14 protein-coding genes and 1 tRNA gene are annotated in these 18,394 nt (G+C 47.8%); 4 read left to right on the forward strand and 11 right to left on the reverse strand.

The genetic code is table 11. The features are described 5' to 3' along the window. Positions 1-5 precede the first annotated feature (5 nt). Positions 6-3,125: a TonB-dependent receptor gene (locus DWY57_RS04510; protein WP_119961395.1), complete on the reverse strand. Its 3,120-nt coding sequence runs from the start codon at positions 3,123-3,125 to the stop codon at positions 6-8. Between the two features lie 219 nt (positions 3,126-3,344). Next, a complete protein-coding gene (locus DWY57_RS04515) occupies positions 3,345-4,967 on the reverse strand; it encodes a tetratricopeptide repeat protein (RefSeq protein ID WP_119961449.1) in 1,623 nt (540 codons plus the stop codon). Between the two features lie 97 nt (positions 4,968-5,064). Here DWY57_RS04515 and DWY57_RS04520 point away from each other — a divergent pair, with 97 nt between their 5' ends. Next, positions 5,065-5,670 (forward strand): ribonuclease HII, encoded by a 606-nt coding sequence (locus DWY57_RS04520; protein WP_117600198.1) that lies wholly within the window; start codon positions 5,065-5,067, stop codon positions 5,668-5,670. Between the two features lie 9 nt (positions 5,671-5,679). On the opposite strand, the gene DWY57_RS04525 is transcribed toward DWY57_RS04520, so the two are convergent. Beyond that, on the reverse strand, positions 5,680-6,606 hold the full coding sequence (locus tag DWY57_RS04525) for a magnesium transporter CorA family protein (protein WP_005834540.1): 927 nt from the start codon (positions 6,604-6,606) through the stop codon (positions 5,680-5,682). Positions 6,607-6,875: 269 nt separating this feature from the next. Between DWY57_RS04525 and gpmI the strand changes: the two genes are divergently transcribed. Together gpmI and DWY57_RS04535 are read left to right on the forward strand one after the other, a co-directional pair. Next, positions 6,876-8,390 (forward strand): 2,3-bisphosphoglycerate-independent phosphoglycerate mutase, encoded by a 1,515-nt coding sequence (gpmI, locus tag DWY57_RS04530; protein WP_005834542.1) that lies wholly within the window; start codon positions 6,876-6,878, stop codon positions 8,388-8,390. A gap of 112 nt (positions 8,391-8,502) precedes the next feature. Then, a complete protein-coding gene (locus DWY57_RS04535; protein ID WP_008662683.1) occupies positions 8,503-9,084 on the forward strand; it encodes a DUF3109 family protein in 582 nt (193 codons plus the stop codon). A gap of 129 nt (positions 9,085-9,213) precedes the next feature. On the opposite strand, the gene gyrB is transcribed toward DWY57_RS04535, so the two are convergent. The 3 genes from gyrB to DWY57_RS04550 all read right to left on the reverse strand — a co-directional run bounded on the left by gyrB (position 9,214) and on the right by DWY57_RS04550 (position 11,748). Further along, positions 9,214-11,175, reverse strand: coding sequence for a DNA topoisomerase (ATP-hydrolyzing) subunit B (gene gyrB / locus DWY57_RS04540; protein WP_008662686.1), 1,962 nt, complete (start codon positions 11,173-11,175; stop codon positions 9,214-9,216). A 205-nt stretch (positions 11,176-11,380) separates the two neighbouring features. Continuing rightward, a complete protein-coding gene (gene rpsT / locus DWY57_RS04545) occupies positions 11,381-11,635 on the reverse strand; it encodes a 30S ribosomal protein S20 (RefSeq protein WP_005830420.1) in 255 nt (84 codons plus the stop codon). A gap of 41 nt (positions 11,636-11,676) precedes the next feature. Further along, a tRNA-Glu gene (locus DWY57_RS04550) sits at positions 11,677-11,748 on the reverse strand. A gap of 288 nt (positions 11,749-12,036) precedes the next feature. Between DWY57_RS04550 and recO the strand changes: the two genes are divergently transcribed. Beyond that, a complete protein-coding gene (recO, locus tag DWY57_RS04555; protein ID WP_117600199.1) occupies positions 12,037-12,765 on the forward strand; it encodes a DNA repair protein RecO in 729 nt (242 codons plus the stop codon). A 150-nt stretch (positions 12,766-12,915) separates the two neighbouring features. Here recO and DWY57_RS04560 read toward each other — a convergent pair whose 3' ends face one another. The 5 genes from DWY57_RS04560 to murC all read right to left on the reverse strand — a co-directional run bounded on the left by DWY57_RS04560 (position 12,916) and on the right by murC (position 18,393). Next, a complete protein-coding gene (locus DWY57_RS04560; protein ID WP_005830410.1) occupies positions 12,916-13,365 on the reverse strand; it encodes a GatB/YqeY domain-containing protein in 450 nt (149 codons plus the stop codon). Between the two features lie 69 nt (positions 13,366-13,434). Next, positions 13,435-14,748, reverse strand: coding sequence for a cell division protein FtsZ (gene ftsZ / locus DWY57_RS04565; protein ID WP_117600200.1), 1,314 nt, complete (start codon positions 14,746-14,748; stop codon positions 13,435-13,437). A 33-nt stretch (positions 14,749-14,781) separates the two neighbouring features. Continuing rightward, the gene (gene ftsA, locus DWY57_RS04570) at positions 14,782-16,215 is read right to left on the reverse strand and encodes a cell division protein FtsA (RefSeq protein ID WP_119961396.1); all 1,434 of its coding nucleotides are present in this window, start codon (positions 16,213-16,215) and stop codon (positions 14,782-14,784) included. Between the two features lie 62 nt (positions 16,216-16,277). Further along, the gene (locus DWY57_RS04575) at positions 16,278-17,015 is read right to left on the reverse strand and encodes a cell division protein FtsQ/DivIB (RefSeq protein ID WP_117600202.1); all 738 of its coding nucleotides are present in this window, start codon (positions 17,013-17,015) and stop codon (positions 16,278-16,280) included. Beyond that, positions 17,008-18,393 (reverse strand): UDP-N-acetylmuramate--L-alanine ligase, encoded by a 1,386-nt coding sequence (murC, locus tag DWY57_RS04580; RefSeq protein WP_119961450.1) that lies wholly within the window; start codon positions 18,391-18,393, stop codon positions 17,008-17,010. Before murC ends, DWY57_RS04575 begins: the two co-directional genes overlap by 8 nt. Between the last annotated feature and the right edge of the window lies 1 nt (position 18,394).

Here is an 18,394-nt window from a genome sequence, read left to right on the forward strand (position 1 = left end):
GGTGATTAGAATGTAACTTGCAGACCTATTACAAATGAGCGGGTGAACGGGTATACAAAGGAGTCTACACCGGTGTCCAGAATGCTTGAAGAGAATTCAGGGTCGATACCGGAATATTTGGTGATGGTAAAGAGATTCTCTCCACTGACATAGAGGCGGCATTTTTCAAGATACATTTTCTTAGCCAAAGCTCTGGACAAGCTGTATCCTAACTGCAACTGGCGAAGGCGGACGAAGTTACCGTTTTCGAGGAAGCGATCGGATTCACGGGTATTTTCATTCGGGTCACCCAGTACAGCTCTTGGCATGCTTGTTCCTGCGTTTTGCGGTGTCCATGCATTCATGGTGCTTGTGAAGTAGTTTCTACCGGCGTCCATTCCTTCATAATACAGACGGTTTACGTTGTAGAGTTTGTGCCCCCATGCACTGCCGAACTGGAAGGAAAGGTCAAAGTTCTTATAGGAACCGCTGAATGACAAGTTGGCTTCCACCTTGGGAATACCGGAACCGGAATATACCTTGTCGCCGGAGTCGATGCTTCCATTGCCGTTTACATCCTTGAAGCGGATATCACCGGCTTTGGCACTCGGCTGGAGACGTTCGCCTGCACTGTTTACGTAAGCAGCAACTTCTGCATCAGTCTGGAATATGCCGTCAGTCTGATACAGCCAGAAGCTGGCTACCGGATAACCTTTCAGTGTTTGGGTTACGAAGTGGCCGTCACCCTTCCAGGCAGAACCATAAAGTATCTGGTTCGGGTCTGCCTTCAACATTTCGTTGTGGATGGTAGAAAGGTTGAAACCGATATTATAGTCGAAACCGTTGATGTTGTCTCCATAGTTCAATTCAAGCTCGAAACCTTTGTTTACCATCTTTCCTACGTTGACAGTAGGATTGTAGATACCTGCAGAAGGCGGCATGACTTTTTCAATCAGTAAGTCTTCCGTTGTGTTGTAATAGTAGTTAAGGCTACCGCTCAACTTATTGTTGAAAAGACCGAAGTCGAAACCGATGTTTTTGGTATCGGTAGTTTCCCAACGCAAATCGTCGTTTACCAGATAGAGGTTGGACATGCCGGCCCAAGGATTGCCACCTTGTATGTAGCTCATCCATTGGGTATTGCTGTTACTCATTGTTGGCGCATAATAGTAGCCCAGTGCACTCTCGCTACCTAGGCGTCCCCAGCTGGCGCGGAACTTCAAGTTGCTGATAGGGGTGTTTTTGGGGAAGAAATCTTCCTCACTGATTCTCCATCCCACTGCTACGGAAGGGAAGGTACCCCAACGGTTGTTTTTACCGAACTTGGAAGAGCCGTCGGAACGTACAGTCACTTGCAGCAAGTAACGGCTGGCGTATGAATAGTTGAAGCGTCCGAAGAAAGAAGCGCGGTTGTAATCGTAGAAAGTACCTGTGCCGGCAAATGTACCGCCGATACCAGCATCGATTGTGGGAGATGTCGGGTCGAAGAATCCGCCGGGAACCTCGCTGGAACTCAGACTGCCGCCTACTACATCATATTCGGTTTTCTTGCCTTCCACGCTGACAGAACTTTTATCCTGATGGGCGGAAATGATGGAGTTACCTATCATGGCAGTAACGGAATGCTTGCCGAAGTCTTTCATGAAGGTCAATACATTCTCGAATGTTTGCTTGCGATAGTATGAGTTGTACTCGTAGTTATAAGGATAGAGGCTCGGCTCTTGTGCATTGGCTTCGTATTTGGCACGATGATAACGGTCGTTGTAGTAGTAACCGTCGTACGTATAGCTTGTTTTGAATGTAAGCCACGGGGCGAGGTTCATGGTCAGACCGATATTGCCGGTAATGTCGTAACCCGTATATTTTCTGTCTTTGTAATGGTCGTCTGCCATGACATTACGGTTGGTTGGGAATTCCATCTTGGTACCGTCTACCGACATGTCGGTCAGACCGTATCCGTATGTCTGGTTTTCGTCGTAAACGGGCACCAGTGGCGAAATGGAGTACATTTCTTTTAAGGAATACTGAGGCTGTTTGCTTTGTGTGACCTTGAAGTTCAAGCTCGCATCGAAATCAAAGATATATTTGTGTGCATTCAGTTTCAGACGGGCATTGTCCTGGATGTAAGAGTTACCTTTAAAGATACCCTTCTCGTCGGCATGGCCATAAGAAAGTGAATATTTAGCAACTTCAGAACCTCCGATGAGGTTTACATAATAGTTCTGTGCGATGCCGGTACGGAGCATTTCATCCTGCCAGTTTGTATCGGCACCGGTAGGGTTCTGTCCATTCTTGTACGTAAGATAAGCGGGCTTGTTTGTCCCTGCATTCTCGTACATCATGTTGTGCACTTTCAAGTAGCCGTCTGCATTGAGCATGTCGAACTTCTTGGCTACCGAGTTGACCGTCATATATGTATTAAAGGAAACTTTCAGTTCTCCTTCCTTTCCGTTCTTGGTAGAAACGATGACTACACCATTGGCGGCCACAGAACCGTAGATGGCAGCGGCGGCACCATCTTTCAGGATTTCCATGGATTCGATATCCTGCGGATTGATGGTGTTGATGTCGCCAGGATACCCGTCGATGATGTAAAGCGGCTCATTGTCACCCATAGTCTTGATACCACGGATTTTTACGGAAATGCTTGCACCTGCATTACCTCCCGATTTCAATACGCTTACACCGGCAATTTTACCTTGCAGTGCTTCGGTTGCGCTGGTAGTGGCACGCTTCATCAAATCTTCCGCTTTCACCGAAGAAATGGCACCGGTCATGTCGCTCTTCTTCATCGTACCGTAACCTACGACTACGACTTCATCCAGCATTTCAGAATCATCTTTCAATGCTATTTTGATGTTCTTCTGCCCGTTGAGGGGAATTTCCTGGGTTACATAACCCACATAAGAGATTACTATAGTTGCTTTAGGAGAGACTGTCAACGTAAAGTTGCCGTCAACGTCGGTGATGCAACCATTGCCGGTTCCTTTCTCCAAGATACTGGCACCGATAAGAGATTCTCCTTTGGTATCGGTTACGGTACCGGTTAGCTGGATGGTTTGCGCTAATGCACTTAGCGGCGCTAGACATACAAAGAGCAAAGCAAGTAGTAATGCTCTTTGCAAATACTGTTTAATTTTACCCATGTGTGATAAAGTTTTTTAAGGTTAATGCTTTGTTTTTTACAAGGGCAAAGGAAGTGATATAATTATAAGGTTGACTATGACCTTTATCTATAAAATATCTACAAAGGAGGCTGAAAGCACTATTATTTAATCTACAAGATGATTGATAAATCGTTGAATAATAATATTTTATTGTAATATAATATATCTACAAGAGAGCTTTTCTCTTCGGCTTCGTTTTTAGAAGCTCTGGAGGTATTCAACCAAGTCTTCTTCTGTGGATAAGTTCAAGGATTTGCGTAAACGATACCGGTTCATATTGATTGTTTTGGGAATGGTGCCGGTTATCATGGAGATTTCTTTGGTTGACAGATTGACGCGCAATAGAGTTGCCAAGTATTTTTCGCCTTGCGTCAGATTAGGGTGTTTTAATGCAAGTCGGTCCAGAAATTCTTTGTTCTTTTCTTCTATATTCAGCAATAAGCTGCTGTTTGTCTTATCTCCGCTTTGATATTGGCTGATGAAGGCATTCACTTTTTTTAGGTGGGGAATGAGTGTTTGGTTATCCATCTTATAACCCTCTTTAATCATCCCACGTATCTTGTCGAGTAGCTCATTGCGGCTTCTTAGGAATACGGCAAAGCTGGTGACCTCCTGGCGGCTGTCATCCAAAGCACTCTGCACGTTTTTCAGTTCCATTTCTTGCTGTTGTAGTTTCAGTTCGGATACTTCGCGTTCGGAGAGTTCCAACTGATAGCGGGTTTCAATCAGTTGCAGGTCTTTTCTGCGTTTATACCATTTATATAGGAAGATACTGACAGCTAAACCGAGAATAAGTATGCTGCCCAAGAGCCATAGATTGCGTTTCAGCAATTCTATTTCATAGGTTTGTTCCTGCATTTCAGTGGCATGCTTCTGGTCCTGGTATCTTTTATAGGAAATTTCCTGCTCGATGTTACGCAGCTTGTTGCTGCTTTGCAGCTCTTTGCTCAGGTGCTGCATTTTCTCCAGGTATTTATAGGCTTGGGCATAGTCACCTATAGCTGCATATACCATGGACGAATATTCGTAATTGTCGCAAATCAGTTCGCGGGCTCCGATATTATGGGCATACTCGTAGGCTTTATGCAAGGCTTCCAGGGCTTTGGAGTATTGCTTGTCATAGTAATACTGTTTCCCCATGTTGTTGTAGTTTTCGCCAAGAGACCATTGGGCGTCCAGATTCTTGTTGATGGTGATGGCTTCCTGGATGAAAGAAAGTTTCTCTTCCGTATTTCCCTGGTACAGACAAAGGTTGTTCAGGTTGGTTGCAATCTCTTTCAGGTTTCGTTGGGCACGGTTGATGGCCAGCGCACGTTGGAAGAAACGCTCGGCAACGGTAAATTCGTTCATGAAGTGGTGCATAACTCCACGTTCGTTATAGCATCCGGCCACAGAAGTGGAATCACCAATGGCTTTGAATATGGAGGTTGCCTTGTCGTTTAGTTCTATGGCTTTGTTGTAGTCTCCCAGTTTGCTGTAGACACGTCCCATGAGGGAGTATAGTTGGGCACTTTGTTGCTTGTTTGCGGGGGTGATGTATTTCTGAGTATCATATAGATTCTTGATACTCAGGTCAAAGTTGCCCAATAGCTGTTCTGCCTGGCAATAAAGGAACATGGCCTGCGCACGGACCTCACTGGGCTCATCTTCGGGAAACAAGGCAGAAGCCTGAGCAGCATAGTAGGAAGCTTGTTTGGGGGTGTTGTATAGGCATTTCTGTGCTTGGTCAATCAATTTCTGTGCTTGCTGCATGTCTTGAGCTTGCAGTGGGGCAAGTGCTGACAGAAGACATACAAGTAGTAGACATAGGTTTTTCTTCATGGCATCGTCTTGTTTCTGCAAATTTAATTAATTCTTCTTAGAAGTCCGGTTTCCCTCCAAAAAGATTTATCTTTGTGCCTCAAAGATAGCGATATATATGTTATTACCTTATTTGAATAAAGATTTGATAGAGGCGGGATGCGATGAGGCCGGTCGCGGCTGTCTGGCCGGTGCGGTCTATGCCGCTGCCGTTATTCTGCCAACGGACTTTAAGAATGAACTTCTGAATGACTCCAAGCAGCTGACGGAAAAACAACGCTATGCCTTGCGTGAAGTGATTGAGAAAGAGGCTTTGGCATGGGCGGTGGGCGTCGTCTCTCCTGAAGAGATTGACAAAATCAATATCCTCAATGCCTCCTTTCTTGCCATGCACCGTGCTGTTGACCAACTGAATGTCCGTCCGCAACATCTGCTGATAGACGGCAATCGCTTTAAAAAATATCGGGACTTGCCGCATACTACCGTAGTGAAAGGAGACGGGAAGTACCTTTCCATCGCTGCCGCCTCCATTTTGGCAAAGACCTATCGTGATGACTACATGAACCGTCTCCACGAAGAGTATCCTTATTATGACTGGAATCATAATAAGGGGTATCCCACCAAGAAACATCGTGCCGCCATTGCTGAGCGGGGCACTACCCCCTATCATCGCTTGACGTTCAATCTCTTGGGGGATGGGCAGTTGTCGCTGAACTTCGGGTAATGATGCTGTTTAGAACCACTTAATCCTTCTGAACCATACGAATGTCACTGCTGATAATATTGCCGACAAAAGTATGATGAAAATAAACGCGTGCGGAAAACTCTCCAGGTGGATGTCCACATTCATGCCGTAGAAACTGGCTATCAACGTGGGAATCATCAGTGTAATGCTGAGGCTTGTCATACGTTTCATGATGGCATTCACATTGTTGGAGATGATGGAGGCGAAGGCGTCCATGGTTCCCGTCAGGATATCACTGTAGATGTTTACGGTATTGTATGCCTGCTTCAACTCGATGACCACGTCTTCCAATAATTCCAAATCCAGATAATTGGTGTCTTGAAAGATGTTTTTCAGCCGTCCTATCATCACTTCATTGCCACGGATGGAAGTGTTGAAGTAGACCAGCGTCTTTTGCAGCTTCATCAGTTGCAGGAGATCTTCGTTGCGGATGCTTTTCTCCAGCTCTTTTTCGGCGGTGGCCACATCGTTGTTTATCTGTTTCAGATATTTCAGGAACCAGACGGCGGAAGAGTAGATGATTCGCAGAATCAAATCCAGTTTATTGTTGACGACTATGTTCTTCCGGCGGGTATGCTGAATGAAGTCCGGTATCAGCTCCGTGTGGTGATAGCAGACAGAAACGATGATTCCGTCATTGGTGATAATGCCGATGGGCACAGTGATGAACGGCACGCCGCGTTGGTTGCTCTGCATCGGGATGCGGAGGATGGTCAGCAGCCAGTTGTCTTCTGTTTCCGTACGTGGGCGCTCGTCCACGTCGGCTATGTCTTCCAGGAATGATTCGGGAACTTTCAGCTCTTCGGTTAGGAATTTGAAATCATCGTTGTCCGGGCATTCTACGTTGACCCAGCAGTTGGGTTGCCATTCGGCCTTTTCAGTGAAGCCATTTTCACTGTAGAGATACTTTCTCATTGTTTGCCTCCTTTCTAGTTGGAACAGAGGCATTGCAGTCAACGTCTCCGTTCGTTTTATTGGTGAATACTATTGCACGTTCGTGGGTTTGAATCGTCCATATTTCTTGTTTTTTTATTTTTTAAGCGTGGCAAAAGTACATAAATCATTTGAAACAGTACGCTTTAACGGCTGTTTTTTGTACCTTTGCAACGCAAAAAACAGGTTCCTACTATAAAAGAACGTTTGTATCATACAAAAAGATTATACAATTAAATTCGATTAATATTATGAGTAAGAAAGCCCTTTTAATGATTCTTGATGGCTGGGGCATCGGCGATCAAGGCAAAGATGATGTGATTTTCAATACACCTACTCCGTATTGGGACAGTCTGTTGGCAACTTATCCGCATTCCGAGCTTCAAGCAAGCGGTGAAAACGTTGGTTTGCCCGACGGACAGATGGGTAATTCTGAAGTAGGTCACCTCAATATCGGTGCCGGACGCATCGTTTACCAGGATTTGGTGAAGATTAACCGTGCTTGTGCCGATGGCAGCATTCTGAAGAACAAGGAAATTGTTTCTGCTTTCTCATATGCAAAGGAAAACGGCAAGAATATTCACTTTATGGGACTGACCAGCAACGGTGGCGTGCACAGCTCTTTTGACCATTTGTTCAAACTCTGCGATATTTCCAAGGAATACGGTATCGAGAATACCTTCATCCACTGTTTTATGGACGGTCGTGATACCGACCCGAAGAGTGGTAAAGGTTTCATTGAGCAGTTGACTGCTCATTGCGAGAAGTCTGCCGGCAAGATTGCTTCCATCGTGGGACGTTTCTATGCCATGGACCGCGACAAACGTTGGGAACGTGTGAAGGTTGCCTACGATTTGTTGGTAAACGGTGAAGGCAAGGTTGCTACGGATATGGTCCAGGCTATGCAGGAGTCCTACGACGAAGGCGTTACGGATGAATTCATTAAGCCGATTGTGAACGGTGGCTTCGACGGTACCATCAAGGAAGGTGATGTTGTAATCTTCTTCAACTACCGCAATGACCGTGCCAAGGAATTGACCGTTGTCCTCACCCAGCAAGATATGCCCGAACAAGGCATGCAGACCATTCCGGGCCTGCAGTTCTACTGCATGACTCCGTACGATGCCAGCTTCAAGGGTGTGCATATCCTTTTTGATAAGGAGAACGTACAGAATACCTTGGGCGAATACCTTGCTGCCAATGGCAAGACCCAGCTGCACATTGCCGAAACAGAGAAGTATGCACACGTGACTTTCTTCTTCAACGGTGGCCGCGAGACTCCTTACGATGCTGAAGAGCGCATCCTGGTTCCTTCTCCGAAGGTTGCCACTTACGACTTGAAGCCCGAAATGAGTGCGTACGAGGTGAAGGACAAGTTGGTTGAAGCTATCAAGACCCAGAAGTTCGATTTCATCGTGGTGAACTACGCCAATGGTGATATGGTGGGACATACCGGTATCTACGAAGCTATTGAGAAGGCAGTGAAAGCCATCGACGAATGTGTGAAAGATACTGTTGAAGCTGCCAAGGCAAACGATTATGAAGTAATCATCATCGCCGACCACGGTAATGCCGACCACGCTCTGAATGAGGATGGTACTCCGAATACTGCCCACTCTCTGAACCCCGTTCCTTTCGTTTACGTTACTGCAAACAAGGACGCCAAGGTTGAGAACGGTGTATTGGCTGACGTAGCTCCTTCTATCCTGCATATCTTGGGTATGGAACAGCCGGCCGAAATGACTGGTAAGGATTTGATTAAGTAAGGCGTCAAGGCCGTAACAATATTTAGACGCGGATTATACGGATTCCACGGATGCTCTTAAAGTTGAGTCTGTGCAATCCGGATAATCCGCGTCTTTTTTTAATAGAATGATTATGATACAGATTGGTGATGTTGTGGTTTCTTTCGATGTCTTGCGCGAGAAGTTCTTGTGTGACTTGGGTGCCTGCCAGGGGATTTGCTGCATTGAGGGCGATGCCGGTGCTCCCGTAGAGCTGGACGAGGTGGAGAAACTGGAAGAGGTGCTTCCGCTGATTTGGGATGAGCTTTCTCCCGAAGCCCGCACCGTGATAGAGGAGCAAGGTGTGGTCTATACCGATTGTGAAGGTGACCTGGTGACTTCTATTGTGAACAACAAGGATTGCGTCTTTACCTGCTATGATGATAAAGGCTGTTGCTATTGCGCCATCGAAAAGGCTTACCGTGAGGGTAGGACCAACTTCTACAAACCCATATCCTGTCATCTCTATCCGATAAGGGTGGGGAACTACGGACTCTATAAGGCAGTGAACTATCATCGTTGGGATGTCTGCAAAGCCGCTATGTTGTTGGGACAAAAGGAAAATCTGCCCGTGTACAAGTTCCTGAAAGAACCGCTTATCCGTAAGTTTGGTGAGGACTGGTATGCAGAGTTGGAATTGGTAGTGGAAGAGATGAAAAAACAAGGAATCCTATAGTTCTTCTGTATGGAGACGGGTCTCTTCTTTGGAAGAGAAGAGGAATAAAGGAAAAGCCCCGGTCAGCAGGATTATCCTGCCCGTCCGGGGCTTCCTCGTTGTAAGATGTGAGGTTGGTTATTAAATTAATTAAGCGTCAATATTTGCATACGTTGCATTCTTTTCGATGAAATCGCGGCGAGGGCCCACGTCTTCGCCCATCAGCATGGAGAAGATATAGTCGGCTTCGGCTGCATTTTCAAGATGCACCTGCTTCAGCATACGGTTTTCCGGATTCATGGTGGTTTCCCACAACTGTTCCGGGTTCATTTCACCCAAACCTTTGTAGCGTTGGGTGTGTACTGCGTTTTCCGAACCGCCGCCGTAAGTGTCGATGAACTTCTGGCGCTGCTGGTCTGTCCAGCAATACTCTTTCGCCTTGCCTTTGGTGCAAAGGTAAAGGGGAGGAGTGGCGATGTACAAGCAACCCTGCTGGATGACTTGTGGGAAGTAACGGAAGAAAAGCGTCATAATCAGCGTGTCGATGTGAGAACCATCGACGTCGGCATCGGTCATGATGATAATCTTCTTGTAACGCAACTTGTCAATGTTCGCTTCTTTGCTGTCTTCACCGTCCACGCCGAAACGGATGCCCAGCGCCTGGATGATATTGTTTACTTCGTCGCTCTCGAATGCCTTGTGCCACATGGCCTTTTCCACATTCAGAATCTTACCGCGAAGCGGCAGGATAGCTTGGAACGCACGGTTACGGCCTTGCTTTGCTGAACCGCCTGCCGAGTCACCCTCGACGAGGAACAATTCGCATTCTTCCGGGTCCTTGCTGGAGCAGTCGGCCAACTTACCGGGCATGCCACCGCCGGACATCGGCGATTTGCGTTGTACGGATTCGCGTGCCTTACGTGCGGCGATACGTGCCTGGGCGGCAAGAATCACCTTGTCTACAATCAGCTTGGCTTCCTTCGGGTGTTCCTCCAAGTAGTAGGTGAGGGCCTCGCCCACAGCCTGGTCTACGGCGCCCATCACTTCGTTGTTACCCAGCTTTGTCTTGGTCTGTCCTTCGAACTGAGGCTCTGCCACCTTGATGGAGATAACGGCAGTCAGTCCTTCACGGAAGTCGTCTCCTGCAATCTCTACCTTGGCTTTCTCCAGCATCTTGTTGTCTTCGGCGTATTTTTTCAACGTACGGGTCAGTGCACGGCGGAAACCTGCCAAGTGGGTACCCCCTTCAATGGTATTGATGTTGTTTACGTAAGAGTGCACATTTTCGTTATAAGAAGTGTTGTACATGATGGCTACTTCCACCGGTGTGCCTTGCTTCTCGGTATTGATGTAGATTACATCGTTCATGAAGTGCTCGCGTGAGGAGTCCACGTAGCGCACAAATTCCTTCAGGCCTTCTTCCGAGTAGAAGATTTCCTTCTTGGCATTTCCTTCTTCGTCCTTTACGCGAAGGTCGGTCAGTGAAATCTTGATGCCTGCGTTCAGATACGCCAGCTCGCGCATGCGGGTGGCAAGAATATCATAGTTGTAGACTGTCTCCGTAAAGATGGTACCGTCCGGCCAGAACTGTTGGCGTGTACCGGTAATGTCTGTTGTGCCCACTTCTTTGACGGAGTAGAGCGGATGTCCGCAGGAATATTCCTGCTGATAGATTTTTCCGTTACGGAAAACCTGGGTAGTCATGTGTGTAGACAAGGCATTTACGCAAGATACACCTACACCATGCAGACCTCCCGATACCTTATAGGAACCTTTGTCGAACTTTCCTCCGGCATGCAGTACGGTCATTACAACTTCCAGCGCGGATTTCTTTTCCTTTTCGTGATAGTCTACCGGGATACCACGTCCGTTGTCTTGTACGGTGATGGAGTTGTCCTCGTTAATGGTGACTTCGATGTGGTCGCAATAGCCGGCAAGTGCCTCGTCGATGGAGTTATCCACAACCTCGTACACCAGGTGGTGAAGTCCTTTGCTGCTAATGTCGCCAATATACATCGCGGGACGCTTTCTCACTGCTTCCAAACCTTCCAGTACCTGGATGTTTTCGGCAGAATAGCTCCCGTTATTGGAGTGAATCTGTTCTTCAGTCATAATCTTTTTTCCTTATTGTAATAACAGAGCAAATATAGTGAAAATCCTCGGGATATGGTGCTAAACAAACGGATAAATTCGGGTAGTTTACAGCTTTTTAGCACAGAAAAGAAACTTGTGTGGAAGCAGGTAAATAGAGAGGTATAAATGAGAAAGGCCGGACTAAAAAGTCCAGCCTTGTAATATCTTTTGTGTAACAGTCAACTTAAGCCAGCTTGTTGATATAGATAGCCAATTTTGACTTCAAGTTGTTAGCCTTGTTCTTGTGGATTACATTAGTCTTAGCCAATTTATCCAACAGTTTTGTGATACCCGGATACATTGCTGTTGCTGCAGCTTTGTCTGTAGTAGCACGAAGCTTACGAACAGCGTTTCTCATGGTCTTGCCATAATATCTGTTGTGAAGTCTTCTTGTTTCTTCTTGTCTGATTCTCTTCAGTGATGATTTATGATTTGCCATCTCGACTAATCTTTTTTTAATTCGTTTATTTTTTTATTTTGTAGCCCGTGGGGGAATCGAACCCCCCTTTCAAGAATGAAAATCTTGCGTCCTAACCGATAGACGAACGGGCCATCCTTTGGTGAGCGTTTCCGCTCTTGCAAAGAGTCTTTATTTCTCGTTTGCGGATGCAAAGGTAGAAACTATTTTTGAATTACCAAAACATTCGCAAGAAAAAAATATAGCTTTTTGTTGTCTTTTGTCTTAGAATGGAGCGTTATCTATTGAAAATCAGTGTAATATATGCTTTTATTTTTTTACACTCCTTACCTTGTTTTTTTATTCTTCTCCTTTTGTTTCTCTTCTTTCGGGCTTTTTTTGTAGCTTTGTTATCAGATTGAAACCAGATAAAGAAATCGGGAATGTTACAGAAAACACAGGGAATTGTACTGCATACCTTGAAATATAAGGATACATCTCTCATTGCAGACATCTATACAGAGGTGGCTGGCAGGGCTTCCTTCATGGTGTCCATACCCCGTTCGCGCAAGGCGGCGGTGAAGCCGGTACTCTTCCAGCCGCTGGCATTGGTGGAACTTGAAGCCGATTTCCGTCCTAATGCCACTATATATAAGGTGAAGGAGGCGAAGTCTCTTTATCCTTTTGCCACGCTTCCCTACGATCCCTACAAATCCGCCATCGCTTTGTTTCTTTCGGAATTCCTTTATCGCGCCGTCCGGGAGGAGGCGGAGAACCGTCCGCTGTTTGCTTATCTGTATCATTCCGTCATCTGGCTGGATGAATGCAGGGAGGGGTTTGCCAATTTTCATCTGGTCTTCCTGATGCGCCTTTCCCGTTTTCTCGGTTTGTATCCCAACCTGGAGGATTATCATGCCGGAGATTACTTCGATTTGCAGAATGCTTGTTTCACTCCCTTGCGTCCGCAGCTTCATTCCAATTACATCGCTCCCGAGGAGGCGGCCCGCCTGACACAGCTGATGCGTATGAATTATGAAACGATGCATCTTTTTACCATGAACCGGTTGGAGCGTACCCGCTGCCTGAACATTATGAATGAATATTATCGTCTGCATCTGCCGGATTTCCCGGTGCTGAAGTCTCTTGAAGTCTTGAAAGAATTGTTTGATTGAGGAGCGCCAATCTTGCTTGTCGGATGAAACAATAGCTCTTGATTGCGCGAGATGGGCATCTTATGCTGCATGAGATGTATATCTCATACAGCACGAGATGCCCATCTCATGCAATTGAACCCGAATATTTCTTATCTCCTTCGCTATACTTTATCCCAGCAGTTCCTTTACTTTGGCTGAGATGGCGCGGCCTTCGGCAAGTCCGGCAAGTTTCTTGCTGGCTACACCCATCACTTTGCCCATGTCCTTGCCGCTGGTGGCACCGACCTCGGCTATGATTTCCTTCAAGGCTGCTTCCAGTTCTTCGGCGCTCATTTGCTTGGGCAGATAGGTTTCAAGCACCTTTACTTGTGCCAGCTCATCGTCTGCCAAGTCCTGGCGACCTTGCTGTACATAGATTTCAGCGGCGTCTTTGCCTTGTTTGGTCAGTTTTTGGATAATCTTCAAAGCATCTGCATCGCTCAGGGTATCGTTGGCTCCGGGAGCGGTTTTGGCTTCAAGGAATACTTTCTTTACGTTTCTCAATGTTTCGAGAGCCACTTTGTCTTTGGCTTTCATGGCTGTTTTAATGTCTTCGCTGACTTTTTCAAATAAATCCATATTGTTATAGGTTTACTCCTGTTCTCCCGAAGGGGAGGAGGATGGTTTTACATATCGGGAACGGAAAAATCAGAAGGTGATGACTCCCCCTGCACCGCCTTCTGCTTCTTGCGCGGCTTCGGTGGCGAGCTGCCCTTCCTGCTCTGCCTTCATCTTGATGCTGTTCAGCGTACTTTTGTCACGCAGATAGGTCGGAGAATTCTCTACCATGCTGATGATGTCGGCGTTGTCCATGTCTTCGGGATTGAAGAGATAGATATGGCGACGGCGGCTGCGCTGGGAACGGGCGTTGGCATCCTTGCCGTAGTACACTTCGCGGCGGTTGCGTCTCTGTTCCTCTTCCTCCTCCAGCTCGGCAAGGCGTTGCTGTTCTTCGGCGGTGCGCTGGGTGATGCGGTCGTCCATCTCCTTCATGTGGATGTCCTGGATACCGAAACCGGTGGCAAGCAGGGTGATTTTCACTTTCTGTTCCAGTTTGTCGTCGATGGCCATACCGAATTTGGTCTCGAAGTCGCGGCTGAAACGGTTCATGAATTCCTTTACCTCGTCCATTTCGCTCATCATCAGCTTGTATTGTGAGCTGTAAGAGATGTTGAGGAGTACCTTCTTGGAATTGAAAATGTCGTTGTTGTTCAGCAACGGCGAGTGCTGCGCATTCTTGATGGCTTCGCTGACACGGTTGTCACCTTCGCCGTAGCCGGTACTCATGATGGCTACGCCGCCGTCCTTCAGCACTGTTTTCACGTCGTTGAAGTCGAGGTTCACCTTTCCATGCAGGGTGATGATTTCGGCAATACTCTTGGCGGCTACCGAAAGGGTGTCGTCGGCCTTGTCGAACGCGTCGTCCACGGACAACTCGCTGTATATCTCGCTCAGCTTTTCATTGTTGATGACCAGCAGGGCATCTACGTGCTTGCTGATTTCCTCTACGCCATCCAGTGCCTGGTCTATCTTCTTGTCGCCCTCCCAGCGGAAAGGGATGGTGACGATGCCGATGGTCAGGATATCCATTTCCTTGGCGGTCTGTGCAATGATGGGTGCGGCACCCGTACCGGTACCACCGCCCATTCCGGCAGTGATGAATACCATCTTGGTGCCGTCGTTCAGCATATTCTTGATGTCTTCGATACTCTCTTCTGCTGCCTTGCGGGCACGGGCGGGGCGGTTTCCGGCTCCCAGGCCTTCTTTTCCAAGCTGTAACTTCACGGGCACGGGAGAGTCCTTCAACGCTTGGTTGTCTGTGTTACACAGTACGAACGTCACGTCGTGTATACCTTCCCGGTACATATGGTTCACGGCATTGCCGCCACCTCCGCCTACACCGATTACTTTAATGATTTTCGGTGAATCCGTCGGGAAATCGAATTGTACTATATCTTCCATAATAACTTAATTTTCTGGCACATTATCACATTATTACTTCATATCGTCGTCCGAGAAGATTTCGTTGGAAATCTTGTTGAAAGTCTTTTCGAACCAGCTGGGGCCTTCTTTCTTTTTCTTCTTTTTCTCTTCCTTTTCGCGCAGCTCCCTTTCTTTTCGCTCACGCTCCTTGCGTTCTTTCTCTTCCCTCTCGCGCTGTGCCTTGGCGGCGCGTGCGGCAGCTTCCTGCTCTTTCAGCGCTTCGTCGTCAACGAATATGTCGACCGGTTTGGGAGGAACATTGGAGGCAGGCTGCTGCACCGGTTTCACCTCTTGCAGGCAGCAATTCTCGTTGCCGGCAGCCAGCAGGCCCAGCAGTGTGTTGTGCATGCCGTCCTTTTGGGGCTCTTCGCTGCGTGTGTGGACGGTGGTCTGTACGAACTTAGCGGTCTTTACCTTTTCAATCTTGCTCACTTTATGGAAGGCTTTCTCGAGATTCTTCAGATTGGCTCCTCCACCGGTAAATACTACACCGGAGAAAAGTTTGTCCTCGTAGCCGGAAAGCTGTAACTGGTTCCATACGTTGGCAAGGATTTCTTCTGCACGGGCTCCGATAATATTGTTCAGCAGGGCCAATTCGAAGGTACGGCCGTCTTCCGACATACATACGGCAGGAGTCTCGGCGTCTTCTTCCTCCTCGTAGAGGGCATCACCGTATTGCAGTTTCAGCTTCTCGGCATCTTCCTCTTCCATTTGCAGGGAAGTGATGTCGTGGGTAATGTTGTTTCCACCCAGCGGCAGTACGCTGAGGTAGCGCAGGATATTGTTCTTATAGACCAGCACGGTGGTGGTGTCGGCACCGAAGTCCACCAGTGCGCAGCCCGAACGCATCTCGTTTTCAGTCAGCACGGCTTTGGCCAACGCAGTGGGGGCTACGAGCAGGTCGTCGGCAATTTCCACTTTGGCTTGCTCGAAGCTGTGTTCGAGGTTCTTTTTCAGCGAGGCGCGCGCCACGATGTTGAGGAACTGTCCGGTGATGTATTTTCCGGCAACTCCTACGGGCTCCACGTGCAACGTGTTGTCTATCTTGTATTCTTGTGGGGCTACATCCAGCACACTCATGTCTACTAGGGGTACATCACGGTTCTCGTCGCAAATCTCGTCTACCAGTTCTTGCGAAATGATGCTCTCTTCCTCCAGCGTACGGCTTACCGCATTCCTCACCGTGCGCAATGATTGTCCGCCGATGCCTACATATACTTTGGCGATGGAGTTGTTCAGCTGGCCTTCCAGCTTGTTGATGATGGAAGTCAGCGCTTGTGCGGTCTTGTCAATGTTGTAGATGGTCCCTTTGTGTATAAACGGGGATGCATCTTCGCATGCATAAGCCAACACCTGGATACTTCCGTCACTGTTCTTCTTCCCTGCGATACCGGAAATCTTGGAAGAACTCAACTCGATAGCGGCGATGAAATCTGTTGTTGCCATATCTATTTATTTACTATTTTACAATTTACAATTTACTGCGCTTTGATAAGGGATAAATCTCTTTACTCCCTCTTCGTGCAGATAATCTGATTATCGAATTCAACGTTAATGCGGGAGTATTTGTTCCAGCCCACCTGGTTCAAACCTCTTTCGTAGAATGCTTTTACACGTTTCAGTTTCTTTTCAAAACCGGCCATCTTACCCAAATAGATGAGATGGTCGCCGACACGTGGCACTAATTCTATATTTTTGCCAGGCAGTACATGAATCTGTTCAATCTGTGCATTCCAAAAAGAATTCTTCTGCAAAAATACACCAAACTTATATAAATCCCTCATGGCAAACGACTTTTCTACATTTCCGGTCACTACGGCAAGGTGTGCAACGCATTTTGCATCGGGGGGCATTACAGTACCCTTGTTGTCCAGATAGTAGTTTTCGCCATTGGCGCTCATCACGCGCAGGATGGGGATTCGCTGGGTCACTTCGATGCAGAGCTTGCTGCTCGGGGTCTTGTAGCATTCCACCTGGTCGATGAGGGGATGCTTGGCAAGTTCGCGCTCCAAGGTCTTGGTGCGCACGCGTTTCAGGTCTTTCCCAATGGGGCTGATGCCTTTCTTCTCCAGCAGGGTAGCTACTTCCTTCTTCGTGATGAAGCCGGCATATACCGTGTCTTTTATCACCAGCTCCACATCATGGCACACCTGGGTGGCCGGTTTGCGGTTGAGGGCAGTGACAGCCACTACCAGATAGACAATGACAAGCAACAGGACGATAGAAAGTAGAATCCTTTTAACCATGATACTTCTCTGATAATAGTTGGGTGATTTGGGGAGCATAGTTGTCCAGGTCGCCGGCTCCCAGCACTACCACTACTTCGGTATGCTTCTGGGCGAGGAGGCTGAGGACGTCTTCTTTCCTACAAATACATTTCTCGATGCCGGGGCGGAGGTTGTCATAAATCAGCTGACTCGTCACGCCGGGAATTGGTTGCTCGCGGGCAGGGTATATCTCTGTCAGAATCACCTCATCGGATAGGGAAAGGCTGTTTGCAAAATCCTGGTAGAAGTCGCGGGTACGGGTGTACAAGTGAGGCTGGAAGATGACGGTTACCTTCTTGTCTTGGTACAGTTCACGGACGGACTTCAGACTTTGGGCTATTTCCGCCGGATGGTGGGCGTAATCGCTGAGGAATACAATTCGGTCATTCTTCAGCTTGAAGTCGAAACGGCGGTCCACTCCGCGGAAGCTTGCCATGCCTTGCTTGATTTCCTCGTCGGTGGCACCGCTGAGATGGGCGAGTGCCATGGCGGCAACGCCGTTCTCGATGTTGATGCTGACGGGAACACCTAGCTGGATATCATTGATGCGGGTGTCCGGTGCTACGAAATCGATGAAAATTTCACCGTTTCCGATACGGATGTTCTCGGCATGGAAGTCACCTTCATGGCGCGAGTAGGTATAGGTGGCTACCCCTGGCTGTACGTCGGGCTGCATCTCCAGTCCTTTGTGCAGAATCAGGGCGCCGCCTGGTTGTATAAGCGCGGTGTAGTGGCGGAAGCTTTCGAGATAGGCTTCTTTGGTGCCGTATATATCCAGGTGGTCGGGGTCGGTGGCAGTAATGACACTCATCCAGGGTGACAGCCAGTGGAAGGAACGGTCGAACTCATCTGCTTCGATAACGGTATAAGGGCTGGTGGCGGAAAGCAGCAGATTCGTACCGTAGTTCTTCGAAATACCTCCGAGGAAGGCGGTGCAGCCCACGTGTGACTGGTGCAGCAGGTGGGCAGCCATGGTGCTGGTGGTAGTCTTGCCATGCGTACCTGCCACGCACAAACCTTTGCTGCTGCGGGTGATGATGCCCAATACTTGGGAGCGCTTATATATGTCGAAACCGTTTTCACGGAAATAGGTCAGTTCTGCATGCTCTTGCGGCACGGCGGGGGTATAGACCACGAGCGTGCTTGCCTTGTCTTTGCACATCTCCGGAATAAGGTTGATATTCTCTTCGTAGTGTATCTGTACTCCTTCCGTAATCAGGCGTTCTGTCAGTTCGCTCGACGTACGGTCGTAGCCCGCTACTTTCTTTCCTTTAGAGAGGAAATAACGTATCAGCGCACTCATGCCGATACCGCCGGCACCAATGAAGTAAACGGATTTAATTGTTTCTATATTCATA

Origin of the sequence: Bacteroides sp. AF25-5LB (assembly GCF_003602965.1) — a bacterium.
Lineage (GTDB): Bacteria > Bacteroidota > Bacteroidia > Bacteroidales > Bacteroidaceae > Bacteroides > Bacteroides uniformis.

Bases quoted from the DNA above. Each gene is read 5' to 3' on its own strand.
- DWY57_RS04510 (WP_119961395.1), bottom strand. From the start codon at position 3,125: ATGGGTAAAATTAAACAGTATTTGCAAAGAGCATTACTACTTGCTTTG.
- DWY57_RS04515 (WP_119961449.1), bottom strand. From the start codon at position 4,967: ATGAAGAAAAACCTATGTCTACTACTTGTATGTCTTCTGTCAGCACTT.
- DWY57_RS04520 (WP_117600198.1), top strand. From the start codon at position 5,065: ATGTTATTACCTTATTTGAATAAAGATTTGATAGAGGCGGGATGCGAT.
- DWY57_RS04525 (WP_005834540.1), bottom strand. From the start codon at position 6,606: ATGAGAAAGTATCTCTACAGTGAAAATGGCTTCACTGAAAAGGCCGAA.
- gpmI (WP_005834542.1), top strand. From the start codon at position 6,876: ATGAGTAAGAAAGCCCTTTTAATGATTCTTGATGGCTGGGGCATCGGC.
- DWY57_RS04535 (WP_008662683.1), top strand. From the start codon at position 8,503: ATGATACAGATTGGTGATGTTGTGGTTTCTTTCGATGTCTTGCGCGAG.
- gyrB (WP_008662686.1), bottom strand. From the start codon at position 11,175: ATGACTGAAGAACAGATTCACTCCAATAACGGGAGCTATTCTGCCGAA.
- rpsT (WP_005830420.1), bottom strand. From the start codon at position 11,635: ATGGCAAATCATAAATCATCACTGAAGAGAATCAGACAAGAAGAAACA.
- recO (WP_117600199.1), top strand. From the start codon at position 12,037: ATGTTACAGAAAACACAGGGAATTGTACTGCATACCTTGAAATATAAG.
- DWY57_RS04560 (WP_005830410.1), bottom strand. From the start codon at position 13,365: ATGGATTTATTTGAAAAAGTCAGCGAAGACATTAAAACAGCCATGAAA.
- ftsZ (WP_117600200.1), bottom strand. From the start codon at position 14,748: ATGGAAGATATAGTACAATTCGATTTCCCGACGGATTCACCGAAAATC.
- ftsA (WP_119961396.1), bottom strand. From the start codon at position 16,215: ATGGCAACAACAGATTTCATCGCCGCTATCGAGTTGAGTTCTTCCAAG.
- DWY57_RS04575 (WP_117600202.1), bottom strand. From the start codon at position 17,015: ATGGTTAAAAGGATTCTACTTTCTATCGTCCTGTTGCTTGTCATTGTC.
- murC (WP_119961450.1), bottom strand. From the start codon at position 18,393: ATGAATATAGAAACAATTAAATCCGTTTACTTCATTGGTGCCGGCGGT.